This window comes from Paraburkholderia sp. USG1, assembly GCF_031570135.1.
GTDB lineage: Bacteria > Pseudomonadota > Gammaproteobacteria > Burkholderiales > Burkholderiaceae > Paraburkholderia > Paraburkholderia dioscoreae.
In genome coordinates, this window is the sequence record NZ_JAMWXW010000021.1 from 17,819 (window position 1) to 43,991 (window position 26,173).

Genomic DNA, 26,173 nt, shown 5'->3' on the forward strand with positions numbered 1-26,173 from the left:
TCTCTCAGTTCCCGGTGATGGCGCGCGGGGGTCTGCCGCGCGGCCTGGGTTGATTCGCGTGCGCGGCTTCGGCCTGTGCGCGCTCGGTCAGGAAACGGTAAAGCAGGTCGCCCGTGCCCAGCAGATGCGCAACGACCAACTGCTGCGCGGCGGGAATGTCGCGGCGCTGCACGGCATCGAGCAGGGCGGCATGTTCATTGTCGGACTCGCCCTTGTAGGACGGCAAGCCGAACTTCAGGCGCAGATATCTTTCACCGCGCCGGTGCAGCGTGCCGATCATGTCCTCGAGTTGCGGACGGGCGGCGGGCCCATACAGGCTCATGTGAAACGCGACATTGCGCTCGACGTAGAGCGATGGGTCGGCCTCGCGTTCGGCGGCTCGGCACAGCCTGGCACTTTCGCGCAGCGTGGCGGCGGTGTGACGGGGAATGGCGAGCCCGATGGCGAGGCTCTCCAGCGCCGAGCGGATCTCGTAGATTTCGCGCGCTTCTTCCGCTGACAAAGGCGCGACCGTGGCGCCCTTATGAACCGCGGCTTTGGCCCAACCCTCGCTCTCCAGCTGACGCAAGGCCTCGCGCACGGGAATTGCGCTGACAGAAAAGTGCCGCGCGATCGCGTCCTGCCGCAGCGGCGCGCCAGGCGCCAGCGTGCCGTTGACAATCGCCTCACGCAGCGCCTCCGCGATGACGCGGGACGCGCTCTCACGCGGCGGCGCCGCGGGTAAGAGCGGGCTGCGCGCCGGGGCGTCCAGGGGAAAACCATCTATTACATCGTTCATGATATCAAATATTATATATGAAAAGACGCGATTTACAGGCGGGCAAACCCGAAATTTTTTTCGCCGCTCTGTCCGCGACGTCCTCTGACCGACGGTCTTGCGAGGACGCCCGGTTCATCGACAAACGCGCTAATCCGTTGTTTTTCGTTACGTACGCCAACCATTGGACCGGAGGAGCATGATGAATTCACTAACCGACCGCACGTCGGTCACGCGGCGCCGCACGCCGCTGAATCGTTCGCAGATCGCAGGTTTCTGGGGCGCGTGGGCAGGCTGGACGCTCGACGGGATGGACTCGTTCATCTACGCGCTGGTGTTGACGCCGGCTTTGACCGAGCTGCTGCCGCGCTCGGGTTATGCGGCCACGCCGGCGAATGTCGGTCTCGCCGGCTCGATCCTGTTCGCACTGTTTCTGGTCGGGTGGGGGCTGTCGTTCATCTGGGGGCCGCTCGCCGATCGCTTCGGCCGCACCAAGGTGCTGGCCGGCACCATCTTCACGTTCGCGATTTTCACGGGGCTCGCGGCGACCTCGCACAACGTATGGGAGCTCGGCATCTATCGCTTCATTGCGGGTGTCGGCATCGGCGGCGAGTGGGCGCTGGCCGGCACGTATGTAGCGGAAGCGTGGCCGGAAGATCGCCGCAAGATGGGTGCCGGTTATCTGCAAACGGGCTACTACGCCGGCTTCTTCCTCGCCGCGGCGCTGAACTACACGGTCGGCGTGCATTACGGCTGGCGCGCGATGTTCCTGACCGGCGCGGTGCCGGTGGTGGTCGCGATTCTGATCCTGCTGCGCGTGAAGGAGTCGGAGAAGTGGCAGAAGGCCGAGGCGCGCCCCGTACGCACCAAGCCGCTGCGCGAAATCATGGGGCCGGTGTATCGACGCCGCACCTGGGTCGCATGCATCCTGCTAACGATCGCCATCATCGGGCTGTGGGCCGGCGCGGTGTACGAACCGTCCGCCGTGATCCAACTGGCGACCAAGGCCGGCATGGCCAAAAACGACGCGATCAGAACGGCGTCGCTGGCCACGGGGCTCCTGTCCATCGCGACGATTCTCGGCTGTCTTGCGTTGCCGCCGCTCGCCGAGCGCATCGGCCGCAAGAAGACGCTGGCGATTTACTTTCTGGGTATGGCGATAGCCATCGTCGGCAGTTTCGGCTGGGCGTTCTACTTGCCCAATGGACTCGCGCCGTTCATCGCGTGGCTCTTCGTGCTGGGGTTCTTCGGCGGCAATTTCGCGCTGTTCAGCCTGTGGTTGCCGGAGCAGTTCGAAACCCGCGTGCGGGCGACGGCGTTTGCGTTCTGCACCTCGTTCGGGCGGTTCGTCGGCGCGGGCGTCAACTTTCTGCTCGGCGCGGCGGTGCTGCATATGCATACGCTCGGCGTGCCGGTGGCGCTGACGGCGCTCGTGTTTATCGTCGGCCTGTTCGTGATTCCGTTCGCGCCGGAGACGAAGGGCGAGGTGTTGCCGCAGTGAAGTTGGCCGTTTGGCCGAGTGGCGGGCAGAACTGCAAGCGGGCATCCTTTCCATCCGTTAGAGACGTAGTTTTTTCTACAGTTTCGAATGGCCCAATCTGTACAGGATCCGGTACAATGATTGCCGGTGGCTCGAGGTGCCTTTTTGCCTCGAGCCACCGGCTTTGCATATGGTCGCGCTTCGTACGGGCATCCGTCGACAGTGGAATCGTCCCTAACTTTTGACAGGAGCGACTGGAGGGCAACCTCCCAGTCAGGAAAACGAATGAACGTCCTTACTTATAGCGAGGCGCGTGCCGGCTTTAAGCAGGCGATGGACGACGTCTGCCGCGATCACATGCCCATGCTGATCACGAGGCAGACGGGCGAAAACGTGGTCATGGTTTCGCTCGAGGATTTCAATGCGATGCAGGAGACCCTGTATCTGCTGAGTTCGTCGAAGAACGCCCAGCGGCTCGCCCGATCTATCGCTCAACTGAACGCCGGCGGTGCGACTGCGCGCGAACTGCTGACCGATGAACAGACACAAAAGCCGCAACGAGGAGGCCGCAAGGGCTGACAGCATTTTTATGTTCACCGACGACGCGTGGGACGATTACCTGTATTGGCAAGAGACCGACCGGAAGGTCGTGCGCAAGATCAATACGCTGCTGGAGGAGTGCAGGCGCGATCCTTATTGCGGCACGGGGAAGCCAGAGGCGTTGATGGGCAGTATGAACGGATTGTGGTCGCGCCGTATCACGCTGGCCGACCGCCTTGTCTACTTGCCGCGAGACGGAAAGATCTACGTGATCGCCTGTCGCTTCCACTACGACAGCTGAGCGAAACCGGGTGAAAACACCCGGGTTTTTATGCAGCGCTTCGACCCGGCCGGGCGCACCGGCATCTCAATCCACCTGCCGCCGCGCCCGCCAGCCAGGCCGCAGCATCGAAAGCAGCGGCCATCCGAGATTCACGCCCAGACTCGCCACCACGATCAACACCATGCCCGTAAGTTGCGGGATGGACAACGCCCGTCCGTACACAACGGCATCGACCACGATCGCGGTCAGCGGATACACGAACAGCAATACGGCGATGACCGGCGTGCTCAGCTTGGGCAACGCGCCGTAAATCAGCACATACGACAGCCCCGTGTGCAGCACGCCCATGCCGACCAGCCAGAACCACTGCATCGGGCTAATATGCGCGGCGGTGAGCGGCGCGATGAACGGCAGGCACACGACACCGACCGCGCACTGCGTGAGCGTCAGCAGATGCGGGCGCAAACCGCCGAGCCCTTTGGCGATCAACGTGACGCTCGCGTACAGCACCGAACCGACCAGCGCTTCGCCGACGCCGATCAGATAGCTCGTATGGTCCTGCAAATTCTGCGTGGCCGCGACGCCCGACGCGAGTACGAGTCCCGCGAAAGCGGCCGCGATCCAGCCGAGCCGGTCCATGCCGAGCCGCTCGTTGAACAACGCAGCGCCGATCAGCACGACCCAGAACGGCTGCACATGAAACACCACGGTGGCGACCGCGATGCTGGTGCGATGAATCGCGTCGAAGAAACCGACCCACTGCGTGACCATCAGCACGCCCGTGATCAGTGCCAGCGTGACGGTGCGTCGCGTGAAATGCGCGTGCGTGAAGAAGCCTTTCCACGCGCAATACGCGGCCAGCGAGAGAAAGCCGAACAGGCAGCGAAAGAACACCAGCACTAGCGCACCGAGCTGTGCTTCCTCGACGAAGATGCCGAGCGTGCCCATCAGAAGCCCGCCGCAGGCCAGCGTGATGGCGCCTTGTTGACGTTCGGTGAGGGACATGCGCCGTGGTCTCCTTGATCTGATGTCGCGAGTATTGCGCGGCTTGCACGGCTCCGACAAACGAATTAAATTGAGCAATTCCATAAGCGGAATTGATGAATCATGCACCCCGAATTCGACGTCGATCTGCTGCGCACCTTCGTCGCGGTAGTGGAAACGGGCAGCTTCACGAAGGCGTCGGCGACCGTGCATCGCTCGCAGGCGGCCGTCAGCATGCAGATCAAGCGGCTCGAAACCATGCTCGGCACAACGCTGTTCGCCCGCAACACGCGCAATCTGTCGCTCACGCGGCCGGGCAATACGTTGCTCGAATACGCGCGGCGCGTGCTGGCGTTGCATGAGGAGGCGTGGTCGGCGATCGTGCGGCCCGAAGTCACCGGCCGCGTGGTGCTCGGCGCACCGGATGATTACGTCTCCTCGCTGCTGTCGCCCGTGTTGCGGCGTTTTTCGAATCTGTATCCGCACGTGGAGATCGAGATCGTCTGCGCGCAGAGCACGTCGCTCGCGCCGATGCTGGCCGATAACAAGATCGATCTCGCTTTCGTCACGCGCGACCGCAAGTTGCGCGGCGAATTCGTGCGCAGCGAGCCGATGGTGTGGGTGGGCGCGTCGCTGGACACGCCGGTGCTGGCGGCGTCGCCGCTGCCGGTGGGACTCTATGAGCCGGGCTGCGTGGCGCGCCAGCATACGCTGGCCGCGCTGGACGGCGCGCGGATCCGCTATCGCGCGGCATTCAGCAGCGCAAGCCTGATGGGACTGGTGGCAACCGTGGATGCGGGTTTGTCGGTGATTGCGCTCACGCGTTGCAGCGTGCCGCCGCGGCTAACGATTCTCGGTGAGGCGCAAGGCCTGCCGAAGATCGCGCCGCTGGAAATCGTGGTGGCGCGCAGCGCCAAGTCGGATCGGCCGACCTGCGATTATCTGGCCGCGCAGATGATGCAGGATCTGTCGCAGCGGCCTCAGGCTCGCGCGTAAGCCGTCACCTCGCCGTCCACCGCGAGCCGCACCTGCTCGCCCGGCCGCGGACAAAGATAACCGGGCACGCGCGCGCGGACCATCGTCCGCGTGTCGGAACGCAACTGCAGCGCGACGCCCGCGTCCTGCCCCTGGAAGGTCACTTCGGTGACCACGGCGTCGTGAATCCCCGCGCCGTCGGGCATCGTTTCTTCGGCGCGCAGCAGGCGGATCTGCTCGGGCCGCACCATCACATCGACCGCGCCCTGGCCGACCGGCCCGGATAACGGCAACTCGCCCAGTTCACAGCTCACGCGGTCCTGCCTCACCACGCCCGGCAACAACACCGCTTCGCCGACGAACGACGCCAGCTCGCGCGTCACCGGCCGGCGATAGAGCGTTTCCGGCGTCGCCGTCTGGATCAGCCGGCCGTTCCATAGGACCGCCACTTCATGCCCGAGCGACAACGCCTCGGATTGATCGTGCGTCACCAGCACGGCTGTCGCACCGGTCGCGGCCAGCGCGCTGGCCACGGCTTGCCGGGTTTCGAGCCGCAACGCGGCGTCGAGCGACGAGAAGGGCTCGTCGAGCATCACCAGCGTAGGCGACGGCGCGAGCGCGCGCGCCAGCGCGACGCGTTGCTGCTGGCCGCCCGATAGCTGTTGCGGCGCACGTTCGCCGAAGTTCGCCGGCAAGCCGACCAGCTCCAGCAACTCGGCCACGCGATGCCGTGCGCGGCGTTGCGCGCGCGGCAGGCCGAACACGATGTTGTCCGCCACGGACAGATGTGGAAACAGCGCGCCTTCCTGCGGCACGTAGCCGATATGGCGCTGTTCCGACGGCACATGCAGACCGTCGCCGGCCACGCGGCGGCCGTCGATCTCGACACTGCCGTTATCCGCGCGTTCGAAACCGCACAAGAGGCGCAGCAGGGTGGTCTTGCCGCTGCCCGACGGACCGAGCAGCGCGAGCAGCATGCCGCGCTCGACGGACAGGTCGATGCCGTGCAGCACCGGCAGGCCGTCGAATGATTTTTGCAGCCCGCGGATACGAAGTTCGCTCATGAAAATCCGATGGTAAAAGCGCGGCGCGTCAGCCGCGTTCGCCGAGTAGCGCCGATTTGCCGAGCAGCGCGAACAGCAGCCCCGAGGCGAACAGCGAAATGCCGGTGAGTAGCGCCGCATACGGCGCGGCCGCGGCGAACGCCATCGTCGAGGTGTCGGCCCAGACCTGGGTGGCGAGTGTTTGCGTGTCGAGCGGAGAGAGCAGCAGCGTCGCGTTCAGTTCGGTGACGACCGAGATGAACACCATCGCCGCGGCCGCGCCGAGTCCGGGCGCCGCCAGCGGCAACACCACGCGAAACAGCGTTTGCGACCAGTTCAGGCCGAGTGCGCGCGCGGTCTCTTCGAGGCGCGGCTGCGCCTGCATGAAGGCGGCGCGCACACTGACCAGCGCCACCGGCATGAACAGCATCGCGTAGGCGATCACCAGCAGCGTTGCGCTCTGATAGAGCGGTTGCAGCACGTGTACCGCGAGCGACACGATCGCCAGCGCGATCACCAGACCCGGCACGCCTTGCGCGAGAAACACCGTGCGTTCGAACAGCGTCGCGAAACGGGTCGGATAGCGCACCAGCAGGAACGCGAGCGGCACGACGAGCAGCGTGGTCAGCAACGCGGCGGCAAGGCCGAAACCGAGCGACGAGAGCGTGGCGTTGAACAGCAGTTCGGGCGAAACGTCGGCCGGCGTGACGGCGGCCGCGCCCGGTTGCGTGAGCCAGTAGCCGATCATGCCGAGCGGCACGCCCAGCGTCGTGACCGACAGCAGCGCAAAGCCCGCGACGACGATCCAGCGCCATACGCCGAGGTCGTAGCGCAGGACCGCGCGCCGTGTTCCGCGGTCGACGCGTTCATAACGCGCCGCACCGCGCACACGAAACTCGAAGGCCAGCACGATCAGGCAGATCACGATCAGCAGGCACGCGAGCAGCGAAGCGCCGCCGCCATCGAAACTGGTGCGGAATTCCGCGTAGATCTGCGTGGTGAACGTGCGAAAACGCAGCAGCGTAAACGCGCCGAATTCGGACAGCACGCCGAGCGCCACCAGCAGCATGCCGCCGAGCAGCGCGGGGCGTAGTTGCGGCAGCACCACGCGAATGAAGGTCGTCCATCGGTTGCAGCCGAGTGCGCGCGCGCTTTCTTCGAGCGCGGGATCCATGCTGCGCAGGGCGGCGGCGACCGGCAGATAGACGAGCGGGAAATACGCGCAGGTGAGCACCAGCAACGCGCCCGCGAAGTCCTGCAGATCCAGGCTCAGCGACACCCACGCATAGCTCGAGATGAACGCCGGCATGGCGAGCGGCGCGGCGCTCAACACGGCCCACGCGCGGCGTCCGGGCAAGTGCGTGCGTTCGACGAACCATGCGGCGGCCGTGCCGATCACGGCGGAAACCAGCGTGGTCGAGACGGTGATCATCAACGTGTTGACCAGCAACTCGCCGACGAGCGGGCGGAACACCAGATCGACCGCCTCGGCCGCGCCGAAGCTCGCTGCGCGCCAGAACGTAAACGCAATCGGCAGCAACACCAGCAAAGCGCTGAGTGCCGCTGCCGCGAACAGACCGCGCGGCGCGCGCGAACGGGCGCGCGCCGGGATAGGGGAGACAGCCGGTGGGCCGGCTGACAAAGCTTCGCTCATTTACAGCAGGCCTGCCTGACGCAGCAGCTTGCCGGCCTGGCTGTCGTCGCCGAGTTGCTGGATCGTCAGCGGCGGCGGGCTCAGTTCGGCAAAAGGCTTGAGGATCGGATCCGGTGCGATGCCTGCGTGCAGCGGATATTCGAACATCACGTGGCTGTTCGCCATCAACTGTTGCGCGCGGTCGCTGACCAGGTACGCGAGAAACTTCTGTGCGCCGTCCGCGTTGTGGGCGGACTTGAGCACCGCGGCGCCCGACACGTTCACCGCCGCGCCGGCGTCGCCGTTGCCGAAATGATAGATCGCGCTGCGGGTTTTGCTATCGCCGAGTTCGGCATGCAGACGCGCCCAGTAGTAGTTGTTGATCAGGCCGGTCGCGACACCGCCGCGGTTCACGGCGGCGACCACGCCTTCGTCGTCGTCGAAAATCTGCGCGTTGGCTTTCAGGCCCTTGAGCCATTGCACCGTTTGCGCTTCGCCCTTCAGCGCGAGCACGGCGGAGACGAGCGGCAGAAAGTCGCCGTCGCTCGGGGCAATACCGATCTTGCCTTTCCATTCCGGCCTGGCGAGATCGAACAGCGATTGCGGCAGTTGCGCTGCCTGGACCTTGGTGGTGTTGTAGGCGAGCACGTTTTCACGCGCGGTCACCGCGACCCATGCGCCGCTCGGCGAGCTGAAACGCGCCGGCACGGTGGCGAGCGTCGAGCTGTCCACCTTGCTCAGCAGGCCTTTCTCTTCGAGCAGCATCAGCTCCGGCGAGTTTTCCGTGAAGTACACGTCGGCGGGTGTGGCGGCGCCTTCGGCGACGATCTGCGCGGCCATCGCCGGGCCTTCGCCGTTGCGGATCTTCACCGAGATGCCCGACTGTTTTTCGAAGTCCCTGGCAAGCAGATTGACGACCTGCTCGTGCTGCGCGTTATACAGCGTGATCGACGCGGCCTGAGCCGCCGAGGGCATCGTCGCGAAAGCGGCCAGCATGAGCGCGGCCACGCTGCCCAGAACACGCAGACGAGTGCCAAACGAGTTGTAAGCCATGATTCAGAGTCCGTTGTGATGTTGTAGTTGATTTGTGTTTTGTTGACTGCCCTGCGTGCTTCAGGTCTCGAACAACCCCGCGCCGATATACGAACCCGGCTTCGCGCCCGGCGGCACGGCGAAAATCGCGCTGCCGACATGCGTCGTGAACTGGTTCATCATGTCGAACTTCGCGAGTCTGTCGTTGATCGGAATGAAGCCGGTGCGCGGGTCGCTCTGATGCGCAATGAAGATGAGGCCCGCGTCGTACTCCGTTTCCTGGCGCCATGGCGGCCAGCGTTCGATATAGAAGTTGGTGCCGTCGTTATACGAGTACGAACGGCGCAGAATCTGCGCGCCGTTGTTGCTCGCCTGATTCGACAGACGCACGTGCGAGTTCTCCGGAATCACCGGATTGCCGTCCTTGTCCTCTTCCTTCAGGTCGACGGCGTCGAACTCGTTCTTCTTGCCGATCGGCGCGCCGCTGTACTTGTGGCGCCCGAACACCTGTTCCTGGAAGTCCAGTTCGGTGTTGTCCCAGTGCTCCAGCGTGATGCGGATGCGCCGCACCACGGTGTAGGTGCCGCCTTCCATCCACGGCGCGTCGGCGCTGGCGCCGGCCCACACGAACTGGTTCATCAACTGCGGCTTCGCGGTGGACGGATTGTTGGTGCCGTCCTTGAAGCCCATCAGATTGCGTGGCGTCTGACCGCGCGGACCCGACAGGAAGCCGGACTGGCCCCAGCGCATCGCCGCCGTGCCGTACGCCATGCGCGACAATTGACGCACAGCGTGAAACGCAACCTGCGCGTCGTTCGCGCAAGCCTGGATGTACAGGTCGCCGCCGGTTTTCTCCTTGATCAACTGGTCGCCGTTAAAGCGCGGCAGATCGACGAGCGCGGCGGGGCGGCGCGCGGCGAGGCCGTAGCGATCCTTGCCTTCATGCGTGAAGAGGCCGGGGCCGAAGCCGAAGGTGATCGTCAGCCCGCACGGGCCGAGGCCGAGCACGTCGCCGGAATCGGGCGCGGCCTTGTTGTCGCCGGCATCGCCCGTGGGCAGCGGCGCGGCCGTGCCGCCTTGCGTGAGACGCGCGGCCGCCTCGGTCCACGCACGCAGCAGGGCGATCACGTCGTCACGCTTCTCGGTGGTCAGATCGAGTGCGGCGACGTACGTGTGGCTTTGCTGCGGCGTGACGATGCCGCCCTGATGCGCGCCGTAGAACGGCTCGACGGCCATCTGCGGATCGGCGGCGGCATGCGGCTGCGTTTTGCCGAGCGCATTCTGCGGCGCAGCCAGGCCCGCGCCGAGGCTCGCGCCCGCCGCGACCGCGACGCCGCCCGCCTTGAGGAACCCGCGCCGTGAGGGCCGCGGGGGTTGATCATTTGCCATGGTTACTTCACCTTCGTTTGGCTTTGGAATGCGCGACTTACTTCGCGAGCACCAGCGTGTTCACGTCGTCCTGCACGTAGTAGAAACCGTCGCCTTCAGGCGTCATCGCGAGGCCGAACAGGTCGCCGTTGCCCGGGGGCGATTGCGCCTTGTCGGTGTCGATCCAGCGCGCGTAAATCTGCTTGCCGCTGGCCGGATCGATTTCCACGATCTGGCCGTTCAGCGCATTGGTCACGAGCAGGTGGCCGTTGGGCGCGGTCACCATCGCGAGCGGCCGGTGCAGCAGGCCGTCGGCGGTCAGTTGACGGCCGACGCCCGCGCTCGTGTCGCGCGTCATGGGTTCGTCGATTTCGGTGATGCGGTTGCCGATCGCGTCGGAGACATACAGCAGTTTCTGATCGCCCGAGAGCGCGAGGCCGGTCGGGCCGACGAGGAACACGCCCTTGTCCGCCTGGGCGCCGAAGCCGCTGCCCACCACCGTTTCCTTCTTCACGACCGGCGGCTTGCCGGCCGGCACGTCGAGATCCAGACGCAGCACGGTGGCCTGCTTGAACACCGGCGGATTGCCGTCCGCGCCGCCCACGCCGAAGCCGGCCATGCTGACGAACAGCGTCGCGCTGGTGCCGTTGTCGACTACCGCCATGTTGCCCCACGGATCGTTGATGTTCGGGCTGCTGATGGTCGAGGCGACCTTGCCTTGCGGATCGATCACGATCAGGCAGCCGGCGCCCTTCGTGCCGGTGGTGCCGTCGTTGCTCGGCGTGCTGCCGACGATCACGTAGCCGGACTTCAGCATCGTCATCGCGGTCGACAGGCCGATGCCGCCGGGGCATTCCTTCAGGTCGCGCGGCACCGTGGCGAACACCGTCATCTCTTTGGTGTCGGGGTGATAGTTGATGATCGTGCTGCCGGTGCCCTGCAGATTGGTTGAGTTATTGAAGTTGCCGACCAGCACATCGCCTTGCTTGACCGTGCCGGCCGTGACCGGCGCGACCACCACGGCGTACGGATTCTGGTCGCCGTTGCCCGGCACGGTGTTGATCAGCGTGGTGTGATGCTTGACGGTTTCGAGGAAACCTTGCGGTTCGGCGTGCGCGCTGCCGGCGCTCACGAATGCGGCTGCGCCGACAGCGGCGGCGATCAGGGCCCGCGCGGCGCGCGGCGAAAACTTGCGCGTGGGGTTGTTCACGATTGAGCCTCCGTGCCTGCGCACAAAGCGGGGGTTGCGGTCATGATCGAAAGCATGGGATTCGATATTGTCGGTAGCGTGTGAATTGGGCGCGGGTGTCATCAGAAATTGATGTTGGTCCGCAGGCCGATGACGAACGTGTTGCGCAGCGGTTGCGTCGGATCGTTCGGATTCTGGCCGGCGCCGGCGTTGAAGGTGTATTGCGCATCGGCTTGCAGTTGCCACCACGGATTGACCTGATACTGGTAGGTCGCCTCGAGCGTGGTTTCACTGGTGCGCACGCCATAAGGGCCGTTGCTGAATGCGCGGCTGTCCAGATCGAGGTCGTTCACGTGATTGCCGACCTTGATGTAGGTGAGCGCGAGGCCCACGCTGTCGTTGTCGCGGCCGGCGAACGGCGCTTTCATCACCACGCCGAGGTTGGCGGCGAGGCTCACCAGGTTGCGGTCGCCGGGCGCGCCCATCACGCGCGCGAATACGCCGATGCTGCGCGCCTCGTCCGGGTCCGGACGCCAGATCATCTGGTCGGCCACCGCGTAGATGCTGTAGTCGCCGTGATGATTCTGGGCGACGCCGCTGGTGGCCGGACTGGCGAGCGACAGGCCGGTGTTGTCGTAGCGTTGGTCCGCGAAGCTGCCGTTGTTGTACCAGACACCGAGCTTGTAGGTGCCGGGCAAACCGCCGCCGCCCGCGCCGACCATTTCGCCGTCGGCCGGCTGGTTGATCGCATACTGCAATTCGCCGATGAACAGCGTGCCGTTGTGCAGGTTGAAGTTGGTGCCGCTCTTGTTGTCGGGGTTGTTGCCGAGCGGATCGCCGTCGAATACGCCGGCCAGCGCGGTCAATGAAGGCGTGATCTGGCCGCGCACGCGCACGCCGAGGTCGGACAGCGGATACGCCGGGCCGCCGGACGGCATGTCATACGAGGGCAGGGCAGGCCAGCCGAACATCGTGTTGACGAACAGCGCCGAATACGTGCTGGTGATGAATTCCTGGTCGATACTTTGCTGACCGATCTTCACGTCGATGCGCCTGTTCAGGAACGACTGCTGATACCACAATTCCCACAGGCGAGTGGCGTCGTCCGCTTCGATGCCGCTCGCCGTGTTCAGCGTGCCGAGCTTGTTGGCGCTGAGATTGGCGCCGTGAATCTGCAACGCGCTGACATTGAACAGGCCGCCCGGCAGGCCGAATGCCTTTTGCGTGTCCAGTTGCACGGTGCCGGTCGTCAGGCCGTCGTAGTCGGCGCCGTGCGCGAGACCGCCGCGCAGGTTGGCGAGCACTTCGCTGGTTTCGGTGAGCGTGAAGGTCACGCCGTATTTGCCGAGCCAGGGGCGCAGGCCGCCGATGTCGCCGAGCATCTGCTGTCGATTCCAGAAGCCGGTCCACTGGTTCGTCTGGGTCGCCTGAATCTTCAGGTCGGCCTCGGGCGCTTCCGGCGTGGCGTCGGGATTGGCTTCGGCCATGGCCGCGCCGGCTGTCAGCGAAGCCCACGCGAACGCCGTGCAAAGCGCGGCGCGCCGCATGGAGGGCAAACAGGCGAGGCGCGAACGGCGCGCCGCACTGGCGCGTGGCACGGAATCGCGAAACGGACGCGCTTTCACGCGGGGTCCGTTGAAATGGGCGAACTTCATCGAAATCCTTATTGGTGTTGTATCGACTGATTTGAACCGTTGCGGCACGTCGCCGCGTGTCCGCGATTTTGCCGCATCGGTTCGCGACACCAACTGCAGCAGATGGCGAGATCGTACGCATGCGAAATAGGTGCGTCAACACAAATGAGAACGATTCGCATCAATATTACTGACATATAACTTTGCTCTTTACGCACTGCTACGAAAGGCTATTTGCATGTAATTCGCGGTGAATGTGATCGTAATGAAACCGTATGGTGGTGGTCCTATCGAACGCGTTGCGGGGTGTGCTGTCGAATCCGCACACCTACCCATAACGCCCATTCAGGAGATAGATATGAACAAACGCATGGTGTTGATTTCGTTGCTGGCGAGCGGCGGTTTGCTGGTGAGCGGCGTGTCGAATGCGCAGCTGAATCTCAAGCAGTTCGGCATAGGCGGCGGTGACAGTTCGGCGGGCGCTGGGGCGACGGCGTCGTCGGGCGGCGTGTCGCAACTGTTGCAGACCTATGTGGGCGCGAACCAGCAGGTGCTCAGCGGGCAGTCGAGTCTTGCCTCCGCGATGGGTATGAGCAGTGCGGCAGGACAGGCGCAGCAGGCGGCGGGATTGCTGAGCGGCGGCACGCCTTCGGTGAGTCAGTTGACCCAGGTCGGCAGCACGCAGCAGTCGCTCTCGCAAACGCTGACCCAGGCCTTCGCGAGCCGGGCAGGCGGCACGGCGTCGGCTACGCCGATCAACAAGGAGGCCTTTACTGACGGTTTGTCTTCGCTCGGTAAGGGCGTGAGCCAGTACTCCAGCCTGCAGTCGGGGCTCGGCAGCATCGGCCAGATGAGTCCGTCGTCGCTGCTGCAGGCGGGCATGAATCCGCAGACGGCGCAGAGCGCCTCGTACATCGCACAATCGGCGCCGGGCCAGTTGCAATCGTTGATGTCGACGCTGAGCTCGGCCGTGCAGTTCGCGTCGAGCCACGGCATCAGCGTGCCGTCCATTGCGACCTCGGCGTTAAAGGGCGGACAGTAACACGCGGCTTCGGAGATAAGCGCCGCCCTCGCACGGGCGGCGCCGGCCGGTGCTACGAAAACAGCGAAGGACCGCGGCAGCGAGCCGGCCACAAAAGCGGCTATGATCGATTCCCGAAACCGCACGGTCGCCCAGAACGGATCAGCGTCCGGCGCCCAAAACCATACCGGAAGCCTGCCGATGTCTCACACAGTGAATCTGGAAAACTACTTCGCCCGCATAGGCTACGACGGTCCGCGCGCGGCAACGCTGGAAGTGCTTCACACGCTTCACCGCTTGCACCCGCGCGCGATCCCGTTCGAGAACCTGAACCCGTTCACGCGGCGTCCTGTGAAACTGGATCTCGAGGCGGTGGAGCGCAAACTCGTCACCGGGCATCGCGGCGGCTACTGCTTCGAACAGAACGCGCTGTTCGCCGACGTGCTGCTTCAGTTGGGCTTCACGGTCACGCCATTGCTCGGTCGTGTGCTCTGGGGCCGCGAATCGGACGACGTTCCGCCGCGCACGCATATGGTTTTGCGCATCGACCTGAACGACGAAGCCTGGATCGCCGACGTCGGCTTCGGCAGCGTGACGCTGACCGCGCCGCTGCGGCTGACCGCGGGCCTCGCGCAGCCCACCGAACTCGGCACGTTCCGTCTTGCCGATGCATCGCGCGAGGCGCTCTATCTGGAAGTGCAGGCGCGTGACGAAAGCTGGGCGAGGGTGTACCGCTTCGATCTGCATCCGGTGGAGTGGATCGATTACGAAACCTCGAACTGGTACACGTCGACCTCGCCGGAAGCGATTTTTGCGAGCACCCTGATCGTGTGCCGCGTGTTGCCCGAAGCGCGGCTCGCATTGCTCAACGATCAACTGAGCGAGCGCGCCGCGGACGGCCGGCTCATCAGCGAGCGGCAACTCAGGAGCGCGGGTGAACTTGCCGCGTGTCTGCGCGATCTGTTCGGCTTGAACACCGGCGAGTTCGACATCGCAGAGATATTCGAGCGCGTGCGCACGCCGGTCGCAACCGCATAGCAACGAACGGCCATGATCGCACGCCTCATTTTCCAAACCGTGGTCTGGCTGGTGGGCATGGGCGTGCTGCTGTTCGGCGCGGCGGGCACCTTTGCATGGCCGGCCGCGTGGTGGTACGTGATCGAGTTGGGCGTGCTGAGCCTGTGGATCGGTTTGTGGCTGGCGCGCCATGATCCCGGCTTGCTTGCCGAGCGGTTGTCGCCGTTCGTGCAGGAGCAGCAAAGCCGCTGGGACCGCATTTTCATGGTGGGCGTTTCGGTGACGTGGTGCGGCTGGCTGGTGCTGATGGCGTTCGACGCGATGCGCTTTCATTGGACCGCGCCACTGCCGGTCGCGCTGGTCAGCCTTGGCTCGCTCTGCGTGTTCCTGTGCCTCTTCATGTGCCGTTTCGTGTTCCAGGCCAATAGCTATGCCGCGCCGGTCGTCAAGATCCAGACGAGTCGCGGACATAAGGTGATCGACACCGGCCTTTACGCGCATGTCCGTCATCCCATGTATTCCGCCGCCCTGCTGATGTTCGTCGGCACGCCGTTGTTGCTGGGATCGTGGTGGGGTCTGGCCTTCGTGCCGGTCATGGTGCTCGCCATCGGCTGGCGCGCGGTGCGCGAAGAGCGGATGCTGGCCGCGCAACTCGACGGTTACGCGGACTACATGTCGCGCGTGCGTTACCGGTTCGTGCCGTTCGTCTGGTAGGCCGTATCGGGCCGCCGTTGCCGCCCGCGTGTCGGCTTGTCACGCATCAACCTGTCTAGACAAAACAAACTGCGCCGGCCCATGCGGCGGCGCATGCCAATCACGTTGCACACGTTGAAAACTCCCCGTCAACCCGCGTCGTACCGCATCGCCTAGGGGCTTACCCGATGACCCCGTCAATTTTCCACAAATTTTCTTGCGACGGCTTTTTGACTCATGCAGACTTGTCTATACAAATTAAGCAGCGGTGAAACACTCAGTTCGACGGTTTCCTCAATCAAAGGAGTTTGGACGTGAAAGTGAAGCGCACGACGGCAGCAAAAGCATTGATCGGCGCCGTGATCGGCGCCGCAGCGATTTTCGCGGCACCGGTGCAGGCCAAAGACTGGAAGACGGTGACGATCGCGCTCGAAGGCGGCTACGCCCCGTGGAATCTGACCTTGCCGGGCGGCAAGCTGGGCGGCTTCGAACCTGAACTGGTCGCCAACCTGTGCGAGCGCATCAAGCTGCAATGCAACCTCGTGGCGCAAGACTGGGACGGCATGATTCCCGGTCTGCAGGCAGGCAAATTCGACGTCCTGATGGATGCGATCTCGATCACGCCGGAGCGTGAAAAGATCATCGCCTTCTCGAAGCCATACGCCGCCACGCCCGCCACGTTCGCCATAGCCGACGCGAAGATTCTGCCCAAAGCCGCGCCGGGCGCGGGCGTCGTCAAGCTGACGGGCGATCCGAAGACCGACCAGCCGACCGTCGACGCTTTGCGCAAGCAACTGAAGGGCAAGACCATCGGCATCCAGTCGGGCACGGTCTACACCAAATTTATCAATGACGGCTTCAAGGACATCGCCACGATTCGAGTCTACAAGACCTCGCCCGAGCGCGATCTGGATCTGGCCAACGGCCGCATCGACGCTTCGTTCGACGACGTGACGTACTACGCGGCCAACATCGACAAGAAAGAAACCGCGTCGATCGTGATGGCCGGCCCGAAGATCGGCGGCCCGATCTGGGGGCCGGGCGAAGGTCTGGCATTCCGCAAGCAGGACGCCGATCTGAAAGCGAAGTTCGACACCGCGATCAGCGCCGCGCTTGCCGACGGCACCGTCAAGAAGCTCTCCAACAAGTGGTTCAAGACCGACGTCACGCCTTGATTTAGCGGGCGCCCGCGGGCCGCTCGCTTCGCGCGCGGCACAACCTGCGGGCAGCCCGGCGTTTTCCTGAGCGCGTTCAGACGATGCGGCGCGCGCCGGCCGGTTCGATCCGCCGTCATGGATGAGAGGTAGAAAATGGCTCTGATACAGATGCTCGGCTTCGGGCCGGAAGGCTGGGGCGGCGTATTGCTGCTCGCGGCGTTGATGACGGTCGCGCTCACGCTCGCGGCGCTCGCGGTCGGCGCCGTGTTCGGCGCGCTGGTGGCCGCGGCCAAGCTGTCGCGTTTGCGTACGTTGCGCGTGATCGGCGATATCTACACCACGGTGTTTCGTGGCGTGCCTGAACTGCTCGTCATCTATCTGTTCTATTTCGGCGGCTCGACGCTCGTCACGACAGTCGGCCAGTGGTTCGGCGCGGAAGGTTTCGTCGGCGTGCCGCCGTTCGTGATCGGCGCGCTGGCCGTGGGCATGATTTCGGGCGCCTATCAGGCCGAGGTGTACCGCTCTGCGGTGCTGGCGGTGTCGCGCGGCGAACTTGAAGCCGCGCGCGCGATCGGCATGCCGACGCTGACGATGGCGCGCCGCATCCTGATTCCGCAAGTGCTGCGGTTCGCGTTGCCCGGCATCGGCAATGTCTGGCAACTGAGCCTGAAGGACTCGGCGCTGATCTCCGTGACGGGGCTCGCCGAATTGCTGCGCACGAGCCAGGTGGCGGCGGGGTCCACGCATCAATACTTCACGTTCTTCGTGGTGGGCGGCGCGCTTTATCTGCTCATGACCAGCATCTCGAACCGCGTCTTCAATCGCGCCGAAGCGCGCGTGGGCCGGTCCTTCAAGCGCAACTTCGCGCGTAACTGACGAGGGCGGCCACCATGCATTTCGACTTCGACTTCCTGTTCGACACGCTCAAGCAACTGCTCGCGGCCGTGCCGACCACGCTGGGCCTGTTCTTCTGTTCGCTGATTCTCGGCGGCCTGCTCTCGCTCGTGATCGTCACGATGCGCGTGTCGCCGCACTGGCTGCCGAACCGCTTCGCGCGCGCTTATATCCTCGTGTTTCGCGGCTCGCCGCTGCTGATCCAGATGTTCCTCGTGTACTACGGCATGGGCCAGTTCGGCGTGATCCGCGAGAGCTTTCTGTGGCCTGTGCTGCGCGAGCCTTATATGTGCGCGGTGTTGTCGCTCGCGCTATGCACGGCCGGCTATACCGCCGAAATCATTCGCGGCGGCTTGATGACGGTGCCGGTCGGCCAGATCGAGGCCGGTTATTCGATCGGCCTGTCGGGCTTCGCGCTGCTGCGCCGCGTGATCGGTCCGATCGCGTTGCGCCAGTGCTTACCCGCGTATTCGACCGAAGCCGTGCTGCTCGTCAAATCCACCGCGCTTGCGAGTCTCGTCACCGTGTGGGAAGTGACCGGCGTCGCGCAGCAGATCATCCAGCAAACCTATCGCACGACGGAAGTCTTCATCTGCGCCGCGCTGATCTATCTGTTCCTGAATTTCGTGATCGTGCGCCTGCTGGGCCTGCTCGAAACGCGTCTGTCGCGCCACCTGCGCGCGGCACGCCCGCAGGCCGCGGCGAGCCGCCCGGTTTCCACCTCCACCGAAGCACGCCGCGCCGCGCCCTGAACGGCCGCCCATCCTGGATGAATCTGGAGAATCCCATGAACGCTACGGCACCCGTTGCACTGTCGGTCAAGAACATTCACAAATCGTTCGGCGATCATCACGTGCTCAAAGGCATTTCGCTCGACGCCCACCAGGGCGACGTGATCTCGATTCTCGGCGCGAGCGGCTCCGGCAAGAGCACCTTCCTGCGCTGTCTGAATCTGCTCGAAACGCCCGACGACGGCTCGGTCGCGCTGGCCGGCGAAGAGTTGAAAATGAAGCGCCGCGGCGACGGCAGGTTGCAACCGAGCGACCGCCGCCAGGTGGACCGGGTGCGCTCGCAACTCGGCATGGTGTTCCAGAACTTCAACCTCTGGTCGCATATGACGGTGCTGGAAAATCTGATCGAAGGGCCGATGCGCGTGCAAAAACGCAGCCGCGCCGAGTCGGTGGAAGAGGCCGAGGCGCTGCTCGCGAAAGTCGGCCTCGCGGAAAAGCGCGGCCACTATCCCGCGCATCTGTCGGGCGGCCAGCAGCAACGCGTGGCGATTGCACGCGCGTTGGCAATGCATCCGAAAGTCATGCTGTTCGACGAGCCGACTTCCGCGCTCGACCCCGAACTGGTGGGCGAAGTGCTGCGCGTGATGCGCTCGCTGGCCGAAGAGGGCCGCACCATGCTGGTTGTCACGCATGAGATGGGTTTCGCGCGCCACGTGTCCAATCGCGTGATGTTCCTGCATCAGGGGCAAGTGGAGGCCGACGGCACGCCGGACGAAGTATTCGTCGAATGCAAGTCGGATCGCTTCCGCCAGTTCGTATCGAGCCATCAGGACCGCACCACCAACTGATCAGCATCACCAGGTAATTGACCAACCAGAGCACTGACATGGCCGTGATCCGTTCCAATCGTCCTCTCGACTGGGTTCAGGTGGCAGCGGTTGCCGCCGGCGAGCCGCTCGAACTTTCCGCCGACGCCCGCGCGCGCATCGCGGCGGCGCGCGTGCTCGTCGAACAGATCGTCGAGCGAGGGATTCGCGCGTATGGCGTGAATACCGGCGTAGGCGCACTGTGCGACGTCATCGTTTCGCCGGGCGAACAGCGCACGTTGTCGCGCAACATCCTGATGAGCCACGCGGTCGGCGTCGGCGCGCCGCTCGGCGCCGCCGAAACGCGCGCGGTCATGGCGGCGGCAGTCAACAACTTCGCGCATGGACACTCAGGTATTCGCCTCGAAGTCGCGGACCAACTGATGGCGCTGCTCAACGCGGATTGCCTGCCGGAAGTGCCGGCGTTCGGCTCGGTCGGTTATCTGAGCCATATGGCGCATATCGCGCTCGTCTGCATCGGCGAGGGCTATGCGCGCTTTCGCGGCGAGCGGCTCAACGGACGCGACGCGCTGCAACGTATCGGCCTCGAACCGCTGGTGCTCGAAGCTAAGGAGGGCTTGAGCCTGGTCAACGGCACGCCGTGCGTCACCGGTCTCGCCGCGTTGGCGCTCGCGCGGGCCGAACGCCTGCTCGACTGGACCGATATGGTCGCCTCGATGAGCTTCGAGAATCTGCGCGGCCAGCTCGCGGCGTTCGACGAGGAATCGCTCGCCTTGCGCATCTCGCCGGGACTGAACAAGGTCGGCGAGCGGATGCGCACCGCGCTGGCCGGCAGCGGCATTCTCGCGGCGGTAATCGGCCATCGCACGCAGGATCCGCTGAGCATGCGGACCATTCCGCACGTGCATGGCGCCGCACGCGACGTGCTCACCGCGACCGCCGACGTGGTCGATCGTGAACTCGCGTCGATTACCGACAACCCGATCGTCGCCGGCACGCCGGAAGAGCCGCGCGTGTATTCGCAGGCGCACGCGGTGGGCGCCTCGATCGCGCTGGCGATGGACAGTCTCGCCACCGCGATCGCGCAAGTCGCGGCGATGGCCGAGCGGCGCCTCGATCGCCTCGTCAATCCGCTGGTCAGCGGCCTGCCGGCGTTTCTCGCCGAGCCGGGCGGCACCTGCTCGGGCTTCATGATCGCGCAGTACACTGCCGCCTCGCTGGTCGCGCAGAACCGGCGTCTCGCGCTGCCCGCGAGCCTCGACGGCGGCGTCACTTCGGGCCTGCAGGAAGACCACCTGTGCCACGCCACGCCCGCCGCGCTGAAGGCGCTGGAAATCATCGACAACGCCGGGCGCATCGTCGCGATCGAATTGCTGGCGGCGGCGCAAGCCTACGACCTGCAAAGTATCGACGCGCCGCGCGCACCGCACACCGAAGCCCTCTGGCAGCGCGTGCGTCGCGTCGTACCGGCTTACCGCGACGACCGTCCGCTCGCGGACGACATGAGCATCGCTTTTCGCATGATCGCCGACGAAGCGCCGCCGCCGTTGCCGAACCCTGGTAACATTGGCCCCCGGCCGGCCACGTCCGCCGAGGGTCTGGGCATGGCGACGCCCGCCACGATCACGAGCCTGGCGGCCGCGGGCCACGTCCGCGCGGCGGTGAGTATCGCCGTCAACGACGGGCAGGCCGCCGCGCACATGGCATGATCGAAACAGTGCCGGTGAGCGGGCTACCCGCCGGCGAGCCGGCCGGGCTGTACCAGCCAGGTACAACCCGCGTACCACCCACGAGGTCGGAGTGAACACAACTACAAACGCGCCAGGCGCAGAGATGCAGGGCCGCCCTGATCGCAAGCAGGAGACACCCGTGAAAGCGATGCCTGCCTACGAGCAGATCAAACGCTACGTGATCAGGCGCATCAGCGAAGGAGACTGGAAACCGGGTGGCCTGATCCCGTCAGAGGCGGAACTGGTCAAGGAATTCGGCGTCGCGCGCATGACGGTGTCGCGCGCGCTGCGCGAACTGACCACCGAGCGCGTGCTCACGCGCGTGCAAGGCTCCGGCACGTTCGTCGCGCCGCAGCGCTACGAATCGACGGTGCTGGAAATCCGCAACATCGCCGACGAAATCGCCGCGCGCGGGCACCGCCATTCGGCGCGTGTACTGACGCTCGAACCGAGCGACGACCCGCACGCGCTCGAAGCGCTCGGTCTCGCCAGCGGGCCGGCGTTTCACTCGTGTATCGTGCACGGCGAGGAGGGCGAGCCGATCCAGTATGAGGACCGCTACGTCAACCCGAAGGTGTTCCCCGATTATCTGCAACAGGACTTCACGATCGAAACGCCGAATCACTACATGGTGCGGCTCGCGCCGATCCAGCGCGCGGAGTTCCGCATCTATGCGCAGAAGCCGGACGCATACGTGCGCCGGCATCTGATGATGGATATCGGCGAGCCGTGCCTGCAACTCTGGCGTCGCACATGGGTGGGTGACGACGTGGCGACGTCGGTGCAACTGTGGCATCCGGCGTCGCGTTTTCATCTGGCGGGGAACGTCTAGCGTGCTTCGACACGAAGCGCGTTTTCAACCCTGGCGTTGCGACAGATCCGGCGAGAAGCGGCAGCCTAGCCGGTAGCGCGAGCCGGGGTGCACGAAACGCGCGAAGGTGACCGCCACACCGCTCGTCCACGTGCGGCGCATCAGCGTAAGGCACGGCTCCTCGACGCGCATTTCGAGCAGTTCGGCCTCGGCACGCGTGGGCAGGCCCGCGTCGACCACGTGCTCGACGTCGTGCGCGGGCACGATCTCGAATAGATATTCCGACGGCCTGATCGCCGAGAAATCCTGTAGCAGAAAATCCGGCGCAATGGCCGGATTCACATAGCGATCTTCGAGCTGCACCGGCAAGCCGTTCTCGCGATGCACGCAGATCACATGAAACACCGAAGCGCCCGGCGCAAGCCCTAACGCATTCGACACGATCACCGAGGCTGTTTCGCGCTGCAACAGCACCGTGTCGCAGCGATATTCATGGCCGCGTGAACGGATCTCGTCGCCGATATGGGCGATCATCAGCAACGTCGATTGCGGCTTGGTCTGCGCGACGAAGGTGCCGACGCCGGAGACGCGCGTCACGAGCCCTTCTTCGGCGAGCTCGCGCAGCGCGCGATTCACCGTCATGCGCGACACGCCGAGCGTCGCGACCAGATCGAGCTCGGACGGCAGGCGGTCGCCCGCGTGGCGCTCGCCCGATTCGATGATGTGCCGGATATGGCTCTTGACCTGTTCGTAGCGCGCGGCCGGCGCGTCGGTCGCGGCGCGCGCGGCCTTCATCGCCGCGGCGGAAAGCGGCTTGTCGTGAGCCCGGCTGCGAACGGTGGAGGACATCGGCGGCCCTTGCGTCAGTGTCCGCGTGAGGCAGGCGGAAAGCGGCGCGCGCTCATAGCGGCTGCGCGTCGTCGGGGCCGCGTGTCCAGAAAGCGTTGCGGTCGAAGTAGTTCTGCAGGAACTGCCGCAAGCGCGGCTGGCCGGCGTCGTGAAAGACATCGCGCGGTTTGCCTTGCACGGCGATACGGCCCTGGTCGATGAACATCACTTTATCCGCGACCTGTGCGGCAAAGCCCATTTCGTGCGTGACCACGGCCATCGTCATGCCGTCGCGCGCGAGCTGTTTCATCACTTGCAGCACTTCGCCGACCAGTTCCGGGTCGAGCGCCGAGGTCGGCTCGTCGAACAGCATGATGTGCGGCTCCATTGCGAGTGCCCGCGCAATCGCCACGCGCTGCTGCTGGCCGCCCGAGAGCTTGGCCGGATACGCGTCGCCCTTGTGCGCGAGGCCCACCGTTTCGAGCATCGCGTTGGCGCGGCGGCGCGCTTCGTCGCGCGACAGATGCCGAACGCGCAGCAGCGATTCCATTACGTTGCCGAGCGCTGTCATGTGCGGCCACAGATTGAATTGCTGAAACACCATGCCGACGTTGCGCCGTACGCGGTTGATTTCGCTTTGCGAGGCGCGCACGCGCTTGCCGTTGCGCTCGCTATAGCCGAGCAGTTCGCCTTCGATACGAACGTCCCCCTGATCGTAGGTTTCGAGCGCGGCGAGGCAGCGCAGCAGCGTGCTTTTGCCCGAGCCGGACGGGCCGATGATGCACACCACTTCAGAGCGCGCGATCTCGAGATCGACGCCGCGCAGCACTTCGACTTCGCCGAAGCGTTTGCGCAGGTCGCGCACTTCGATCAACGGCGCACCGGACGTTGATTCGACATGGGCAGTGGACGCGGAAGAGGGCATGTCGGTGATGATGGTCATAAGAGAGTCCCGTTTCCGTTCACGCCATGAAGCGCGCGATGCGGGCTTCGGCCCACATGCCCGCGCGCGAAGTCAGTTCGACCAGCGCGAGGTAGCACACGCACAGCACAAGCAGCGTTTCGACGAAGGCAAAGGTTGCCGAGCCGATACCGGTGAGCACGAACGTGAGCTCGGGCACGGTGACGATGGACAATACGGCCGTTTCCTTGCTCAGCACGATGATCAGATTGGTCAGCGCGGGCACGATCAGCACGAGCATTTGCGGCACCTGAATACGCAGAACCGCCTGCCAGCGCGTGAGGCCGAGACACGACGCCGCTTCGAGGTGACCGGGTGGCACCGATTGAAAGCCGGAGCGGAAGGCTTCGGCGAAATACGCGCTGCCGTACAGGCCCAAACCGAGCACACCGGCGGTCATCGGTTCGAGCGTGAGGCCGAAGGACGGCCCGCCGTAATACAGCAAAAAGAGTTGCACGAGAAACGGCGTGCCGCGAAACAGTTCGATATATACACGCAAGATGCCGCGCACCCAGCGGCCGCAGAAGAGTTGCAGCACCGCAATCAGAAAGCCGATCAGCATGCCGATCACGACGCCCGCAGCCCAGGTGCCGAGCGTCGTGGCGAGGCCCGCCGCGATCGGCTGAAGATTGTGCGTGATGACGGTGGGATCGAGCTTTTGCATGGCGTGGATTCGGTGTCGAACGCAGGGCCGCTCAGGCGTGCTGCAAGCGGTATTCGGCAGCGTGCGCGACGAGTGTGAGCGCACCGCAGATCACGAAGTAAATCAGCCCGGCGGCAAGGTACGCTTCCAGCGGCCGATAGGTGCTGGCGGCGATGTTCTGCGCGGTGCGCGTCAACTCGGCCACGCCCACCACCGAAATCAGCGACGAAGCCTTGATGAGTAGCACCATTTCATTGACGAGCGAAGGCAGCGTCAAACGGAATGCTTGCGGCACGAGAATGCGGCGCAGCATGTCGAACGGCGACAGGCCGAGCATGCGCGCCGCTTCCAGATGGCCCGGCGGAATGCTGAGAAAACCGCCGCGCAGGATCTCGGCGATATAGGACGCGGAACATAGCGACACGGTGCTGATCGCCGCTACAACCGGCGACACGTTTATACCCGCAAACGGCAGCAGGTAGTACACCAGCAGCAGTTGCACCAGCATCGGCACGCCGCGAAAGAAGAACACATAGGCGCCGCCGAACATGCGCGCCGCGCGGTTCGGCGAAAGCCGCGCCGCGCACACGCCGATCGCGACGAAGAAACCGATCAGGAGACCCGTCAGCGAAATGCCGATGGTGGCGAGCGCCGCGTGCAGCAGCAGCGGAAAGCCTTGGAGGAAGACGGTCGTGCTGAACATAAGCTTCGCACTCGGTAGAACGGAAGAGCGATGCGGCTCATTGCGCGGGCCGCATCGCCTGCATCAAAACGCGTGCATCGAAATCAGAACGTTAGCCTGACAAAGCGTGGAGCGATAAACAGGCTCAATAGTTCGGCGCAGGCATGGTCGTCGGCGCGTCCATTGCGACGCCGAACCATTTCTTCTGCAACGCGGCAAGGCGTCCGTCGTTATGCATTTTCACGAGCGCGGCGTTGAAGGCGTCGGCGAGCGGCTTGCTGTCCGCGTCTTTACGCAAACAGTAGGCGAAGTACACTTTGGCGCCGAACGGCGGCTGTACCACGGCGAATGTTTCCGGCCGCTGCTTGGCCACATACGCAATGTTGGTCATGGAGTTCGCCACCGCCACGATCCGGCCCGCGGCGAGATCGGCATAAGCCTGATTGTTGTCGACGTATTCGCGGATCTCAGGCGGCTTCGGCAACGTGGCAACGTAGGCCTTCAACTGGTCGAGCTGTGCCGAGCCCTTGCCGGCGCCGACCGTCTTGCCCGCGATATCCGACGATTGCTTGAGCGACGAGTCGTTCGCGCGTTTGAGCAGCGCGTCGGTGGCGTCCGCGATCGGCAGCGTGTACGTGTAGCGCTCCATGCGCGCCTTGGTGACGGTGAGCGGGCCGCCCACCATGTCGAACTTGCCCGCTTCCAGTCCGGGCAGCACGCTCGGCCACGGCAAGTCGATAAAGCGCACCTTCACGCCCATTTCCTTGCCGACCTCGGCGAACAGATCCTTGTTGAAGCCCGCTTGCTGGCCGTTTTCAAGGAAGTCGAAAGGTGCGAACTGCATCTCGGTGCCGACCACCAGTTCGCCGGCTTTTTTCACTTTGGCGAGCTGGTCTTCCGCGTGGGCGGTGACGCTTGCCGCGCACAACGCCAGCATGACCAAACGACACTTCCAGCCTGCAAGGATGCTCATGGGATTCTCCGGTTGGCAAAGCGGTGTCGCGCGAAGGTGGTGCACGAAAGCGGGTTCGGCGCGAGTCATGCGAGGCAGTATATACCGCAGTTTTCGCGCAAAATAAATAAACACGCGAGTAGAGAAAAGCCCTTATGCGAGGGGCTGACAAGCTGCTTGCGAGTGCGCTTTTGGCGGTATATACAACAGCAATGCGTGAGGCGGAAGGCGTCTTTCAACAGACGGTTCATGCGCCCGCCTCATGTGCGTCTTCATGTGCCTGTTTCATCAGTCGATTCAGCCGATCC

The 26,173-nt window shown here is 64.5% G+C and carries 26 protein-coding genes; 13 read left to right on the forward strand and 13 right to left on the reverse strand.

The genetic code is table 11. The features are described from left to right. Positions 1–4: 4 nt before the first annotated feature. Entirely contained in the window at positions 5–778 is a 774-nt protein-coding gene (locus NE850_RS25360) for a GntR family transcriptional regulator (RefSeq protein ID WP_007176858.1), read from the reverse strand. A gap of 181 nt (positions 779–959) precedes the next feature. Between NE850_RS25360 and NE850_RS25365 the strand changes: the two genes are divergently transcribed. The 3 genes from NE850_RS25365 to NE850_RS25375 all read left to right on the forward strand — a co-directional run bounded on the left by NE850_RS25365 (position 960) and on the right by NE850_RS25375 (position 3,078). Further along, the gene (locus tag NE850_RS25365; RefSeq protein ID WP_007176859.1) at positions 960–2,258 is read left to right on the forward strand and encodes an MFS transporter; all 1,299 of its coding nucleotides are present in this window, start codon (positions 960–962) and stop codon (positions 2,256–2,258) included. 264 nt (positions 2,259–2,522) lie between these two features. Continuing rightward, entirely contained in the window at positions 2,523–2,816 is a 294-nt protein-coding gene (locus tag NE850_RS25370) for a type II toxin-antitoxin system Phd/YefM family antitoxin (RefSeq protein WP_007176860.1), read from the forward strand. A gap of 10 nt (positions 2,817–2,826) precedes the next feature. Next, entirely contained in the window at positions 2,827–3,078 is a 252-nt protein-coding gene (locus NE850_RS25375; protein ID WP_007176861.1) for a Txe/YoeB family addiction module toxin, read from the forward strand. Between the two features lie 66 nt (positions 3,079–3,144). Here NE850_RS25375 and NE850_RS25380 read toward each other — a convergent pair whose 3' ends face one another. After that, complete coding sequence (locus NE850_RS25380) at positions 3,145–4,065, reverse strand: DMT family transporter (RefSeq protein ID WP_007176862.1); 921 nt, start codon at positions 4,063–4,065, stop codon at positions 3,145–3,147. A gap of 102 nt (positions 4,066–4,167) precedes the next feature. Between NE850_RS25380 and NE850_RS25385 the strand changes: the two genes are divergently transcribed. Next, entirely contained in the window at positions 4,168–5,040 is an 873-nt protein-coding gene (locus NE850_RS25385; RefSeq protein ID WP_007176863.1) for a LysR family transcriptional regulator, read from the forward strand. On the opposite strand, the gene NE850_RS25390 is transcribed toward NE850_RS25385, so the two are convergent. The 6 genes from NE850_RS25390 to NE850_RS25415 all read right to left on the reverse strand — a co-directional run bounded on the left by NE850_RS25390 (position 5,025) and on the right by NE850_RS25415 (position 12,939). Next, positions 5,025–6,083, reverse strand: coding sequence for an ABC transporter ATP-binding protein (locus tag NE850_RS25390; RefSeq protein ID WP_007176864.1), 1,059 nt, complete (start codon positions 6,081–6,083; stop codon positions 5,025–5,027). The two genes, NE850_RS25385 and NE850_RS25390, sit on opposite strands and share 16 nt — an antisense overlap. A gap of 28 nt (positions 6,084–6,111) precedes the next feature. Then, on the reverse strand, positions 6,112–7,716 hold the full coding sequence (locus tag NE850_RS25395) for an iron ABC transporter permease (RefSeq protein ID WP_007176865.1): 1,605 nt from the start codon (positions 7,714–7,716) through the stop codon (positions 6,112–6,114). Next, entirely contained in the window at positions 7,717–8,748 is a 1,032-nt protein-coding gene (locus NE850_RS25400; protein ID WP_007176866.1) for an iron ABC transporter substrate-binding protein, read from the reverse strand. A 60-nt stretch (positions 8,749–8,808) separates the two neighbouring features. Then, positions 8,809–10,116, reverse strand: coding sequence for an iron uptake transporter deferrochelatase/peroxidase subunit (gene efeB, locus NE850_RS25405; RefSeq protein ID WP_007176867.1), 1,308 nt, complete (start codon positions 10,114–10,116; stop codon positions 8,809–8,811). Positions 10,117–10,153: 37 nt separating this feature from the next. Further along, entirely contained in the window at positions 10,154–11,305 is a 1,152-nt protein-coding gene (locus tag NE850_RS25410) for a hypothetical protein (protein ID WP_035517134.1), read from the reverse strand. 101 nt (positions 11,306–11,406) lie between these two features. Further along, positions 11,407–12,939: a carbohydrate porin gene (locus tag NE850_RS25415; RefSeq protein ID WP_310699560.1), complete on the reverse strand. Its 1,533-nt coding sequence runs from the start codon at positions 12,937–12,939 to the stop codon at positions 11,407–11,409. A gap of 337 nt (positions 12,940–13,276) precedes the next feature. Between NE850_RS25415 and NE850_RS25420 the strand changes: the two genes are divergently transcribed. From NE850_RS25420 to hutC (NE850_RS25460), 9 genes are all read left to right on the forward strand, one after another. Next, positions 13,277–13,960 (forward strand): hypothetical protein, encoded by a 684-nt coding sequence (locus tag NE850_RS25420; protein WP_165188155.1) that lies wholly within the window; start codon positions 13,277–13,279, stop codon positions 13,958–13,960. A gap of 180 nt (positions 13,961–14,140) precedes the next feature. Continuing rightward, on the forward strand, positions 14,141–14,977 hold the full coding sequence (locus NE850_RS25425) for an arylamine N-acetyltransferase (protein ID WP_007176871.1): 837 nt from the start codon (positions 14,141–14,143) through the stop codon (positions 14,975–14,977). Positions 14,978–14,989: 12 nt separating this feature from the next. Next, entirely contained in the window at positions 14,990–15,670 is a 681-nt protein-coding gene (locus NE850_RS25430) for an isoprenylcysteine carboxylmethyltransferase family protein (RefSeq protein ID WP_007176872.1), read from the forward strand. Positions 15,671–15,963: 293 nt separating this feature from the next. Then, on the forward strand, positions 15,964–16,824 hold the full coding sequence (locus NE850_RS25435) for a transporter substrate-binding domain-containing protein (protein WP_007176873.1): 861 nt from the start codon (positions 15,964–15,966) through the stop codon (positions 16,822–16,824). Positions 16,825–16,959: 135 nt separating this feature from the next. Beyond that, positions 16,960–17,682: an ABC transporter permease gene (locus NE850_RS25440; protein WP_007176874.1), complete on the forward strand. Its 723-nt coding sequence runs from the start codon at positions 16,960–16,962 to the stop codon at positions 17,680–17,682. Positions 17,683–17,696: 14 nt separating this feature from the next. Further along, complete coding sequence (locus NE850_RS25445) at positions 17,697–18,452, forward strand: ABC transporter permease (RefSeq protein WP_007176875.1); 756 nt, start codon at positions 17,697–17,699, stop codon at positions 18,450–18,452. Positions 18,453–18,487: 35 nt separating this feature from the next. Then, a complete protein-coding gene (locus NE850_RS25450; protein WP_007176876.1) occupies positions 18,488–19,279 on the forward strand; it encodes an ABC transporter ATP-binding protein in 792 nt (263 codons plus the stop codon). A 38-nt stretch (positions 19,280–19,317) separates the two neighbouring features. Next, entirely contained in the window at positions 19,318–20,967 is a 1,650-nt protein-coding gene (hutH, locus tag NE850_RS25455) for a histidine ammonia-lyase (protein ID WP_007176877.1), read from the forward strand. 124 nt (positions 20,968–21,091) lie between these two features. After that, a complete protein-coding gene (gene hutC / locus NE850_RS25460) occupies positions 21,092–21,820 on the forward strand; it encodes a histidine utilization repressor (protein ID WP_007176878.1) in 729 nt (242 codons plus the stop codon). A 24-nt stretch (positions 21,821–21,844) separates the two neighbouring features. On the opposite strand, the gene hutC (NE850_RS25465) is transcribed toward hutC (NE850_RS25460), so the two are convergent. From hutC (NE850_RS25465) to NE850_RS25485, 5 genes are all read right to left on the reverse strand, one after another. Then, positions 21,845–22,648 (reverse strand): histidine utilization repressor, encoded by an 804-nt coding sequence (gene hutC, locus NE850_RS25465; RefSeq protein ID WP_007176879.1) that lies wholly within the window; start codon positions 22,646–22,648, stop codon positions 21,845–21,847. A 52-nt stretch (positions 22,649–22,700) separates the two neighbouring features. Next, complete coding sequence (locus NE850_RS25470; protein ID WP_007176880.1) at positions 22,701–23,570, reverse strand: amino acid ABC transporter ATP-binding protein; 870 nt, start codon at positions 23,568–23,570, stop codon at positions 22,701–22,703. 19 nt (positions 23,571–23,589) lie between these two features. Beyond that, the gene (locus NE850_RS25475) at positions 23,590–24,252 is read right to left on the reverse strand and encodes an amino acid ABC transporter permease (RefSeq protein ID WP_007176881.1); all 663 of its coding nucleotides are present in this window, start codon (positions 24,250–24,252) and stop codon (positions 23,590–23,592) included. A 31-nt stretch (positions 24,253–24,283) separates the two neighbouring features. After that, the gene (locus NE850_RS25480) at positions 24,284–24,934 is read right to left on the reverse strand and encodes an amino acid ABC transporter permease (protein ID WP_007176882.1); all 651 of its coding nucleotides are present in this window, start codon (positions 24,932–24,934) and stop codon (positions 24,284–24,286) included. A gap of 124 nt (positions 24,935–25,058) precedes the next feature. Continuing rightward, positions 25,059–25,886, reverse strand: coding sequence for a transporter substrate-binding domain-containing protein (locus NE850_RS25485; RefSeq protein WP_007176883.1), 828 nt, complete (start codon positions 25,884–25,886; stop codon positions 25,059–25,061). Positions 25,887–26,173 lie beyond the last annotated feature (287 nt).

Bases quoted from the DNA above. Each gene is read 5' to 3' on its own strand.
- NE850_RS25360 (WP_007176858.1), bottom strand. From the start codon at position 778: ATGAACGATGTAATAGATGGTTTTCCCCTGGACGCCCCGGCGCGCAGC.
- NE850_RS25365 (WP_007176859.1), top strand. From the start codon at position 960: ATGAATTCACTAACCGACCGCACGTCGGTCACGCGGCGCCGCACGCCG.
- NE850_RS25370 (WP_007176860.1), top strand. From the start codon at position 2,523: ATGAACGTCCTTACTTATAGCGAGGCGCGTGCCGGCTTTAAGCAGGCG.
- NE850_RS25375 (WP_007176861.1), top strand. From the start codon at position 2,827: ATGTTCACCGACGACGCGTGGGACGATTACCTGTATTGGCAAGAGACC.
- NE850_RS25380 (WP_007176862.1), bottom strand. From the start codon at position 4,065: ATGTCCCTCACCGAACGTCAACAAGGCGCCATCACGCTGGCCTGCGGC.
- NE850_RS25385 (WP_007176863.1), top strand. From the start codon at position 4,168: ATGCACCCCGAATTCGACGTCGATCTGCTGCGCACCTTCGTCGCGGTA.
- NE850_RS25390 (WP_007176864.1), bottom strand. From the start codon at position 6,083: ATGAGCGAACTTCGTATCCGCGGGCTGCAAAAATCATTCGACGGCCTG.
- NE850_RS25395 (WP_007176865.1), bottom strand. From the start codon at position 7,716: ATGAGCGAAGCTTTGTCAGCCGGCCCACCGGCTGTCTCCCCTATCCCG.
- NE850_RS25400 (WP_007176866.1), bottom strand. From the start codon at position 8,748: ATGGCTTACAACTCGTTTGGCACTCGTCTGCGTGTTCTGGGCAGCGTG.
- efeB (WP_007176867.1), bottom strand. From the start codon at position 10,116: ATGGCAAATGATCAACCCCCGCGGCCCTCACGGCGCGGGTTCCTCAAG.
- NE850_RS25415 (WP_310699560.1), bottom strand. From the start codon at position 12,939: ATGAAGTTCGCCCATTTCAACGGACCCCGCGTGAAAGCGCGTCCGTTT.
- NE850_RS25420 (WP_165188155.1), top strand. From the start codon at position 13,277: ATGAACAAACGCATGGTGTTGATTTCGTTGCTGGCGAGCGGCGGTTTG.
- NE850_RS25425 (WP_007176871.1), top strand. From the start codon at position 14,141: ATGTCTCACACAGTGAATCTGGAAAACTACTTCGCCCGCATAGGCTAC.
- NE850_RS25430 (WP_007176872.1), top strand. From the start codon at position 14,990: ATGATCGCACGCCTCATTTTCCAAACCGTGGTCTGGCTGGTGGGCATG.
- NE850_RS25440 (WP_007176874.1), top strand. From the start codon at position 16,960: ATGGCTCTGATACAGATGCTCGGCTTCGGGCCGGAAGGCTGGGGCGGC.
- NE850_RS25445 (WP_007176875.1), top strand. From the start codon at position 17,697: ATGCATTTCGACTTCGACTTCCTGTTCGACACGCTCAAGCAACTGCTC.
- NE850_RS25450 (WP_007176876.1), top strand. From the start codon at position 18,488: ATGAACGCTACGGCACCCGTTGCACTGTCGGTCAAGAACATTCACAAA.
- hutH (WP_007176877.1), top strand. From the start codon at position 19,318: ATGGCCGTGATCCGTTCCAATCGTCCTCTCGACTGGGTTCAGGTGGCA.
- hutC (WP_007176878.1), top strand. From the start codon at position 21,092: ATGCAGGGCCGCCCTGATCGCAAGCAGGAGACACCCGTGAAAGCGATG.
- hutC (WP_007176879.1), bottom strand. From the start codon at position 22,648: ATGTCCTCCACCGTTCGCAGCCGGGCTCACGACAAGCCGCTTTCCGCC.
- NE850_RS25470 (WP_007176880.1), bottom strand. From the start codon at position 23,570: ATGACCATCATCACCGACATGCCCTCTTCCGCGTCCACTGCCCATGTC.
- NE850_RS25475 (WP_007176881.1), bottom strand. From the start codon at position 24,252: ATGCAAAAGCTCGATCCCACCGTCATCACGCACAATCTTCAGCCGATC.
- NE850_RS25480 (WP_007176882.1), bottom strand. From the start codon at position 24,934: ATGTTCAGCACGACCGTCTTCCTCCAAGGCTTTCCGCTGCTGCTGCAC.
- NE850_RS25485 (WP_007176883.1), bottom strand. From the start codon at position 25,886: ATGAGCATCCTTGCAGGCTGGAAGTGTCGTTTGGTCATGCTGGCGTTG.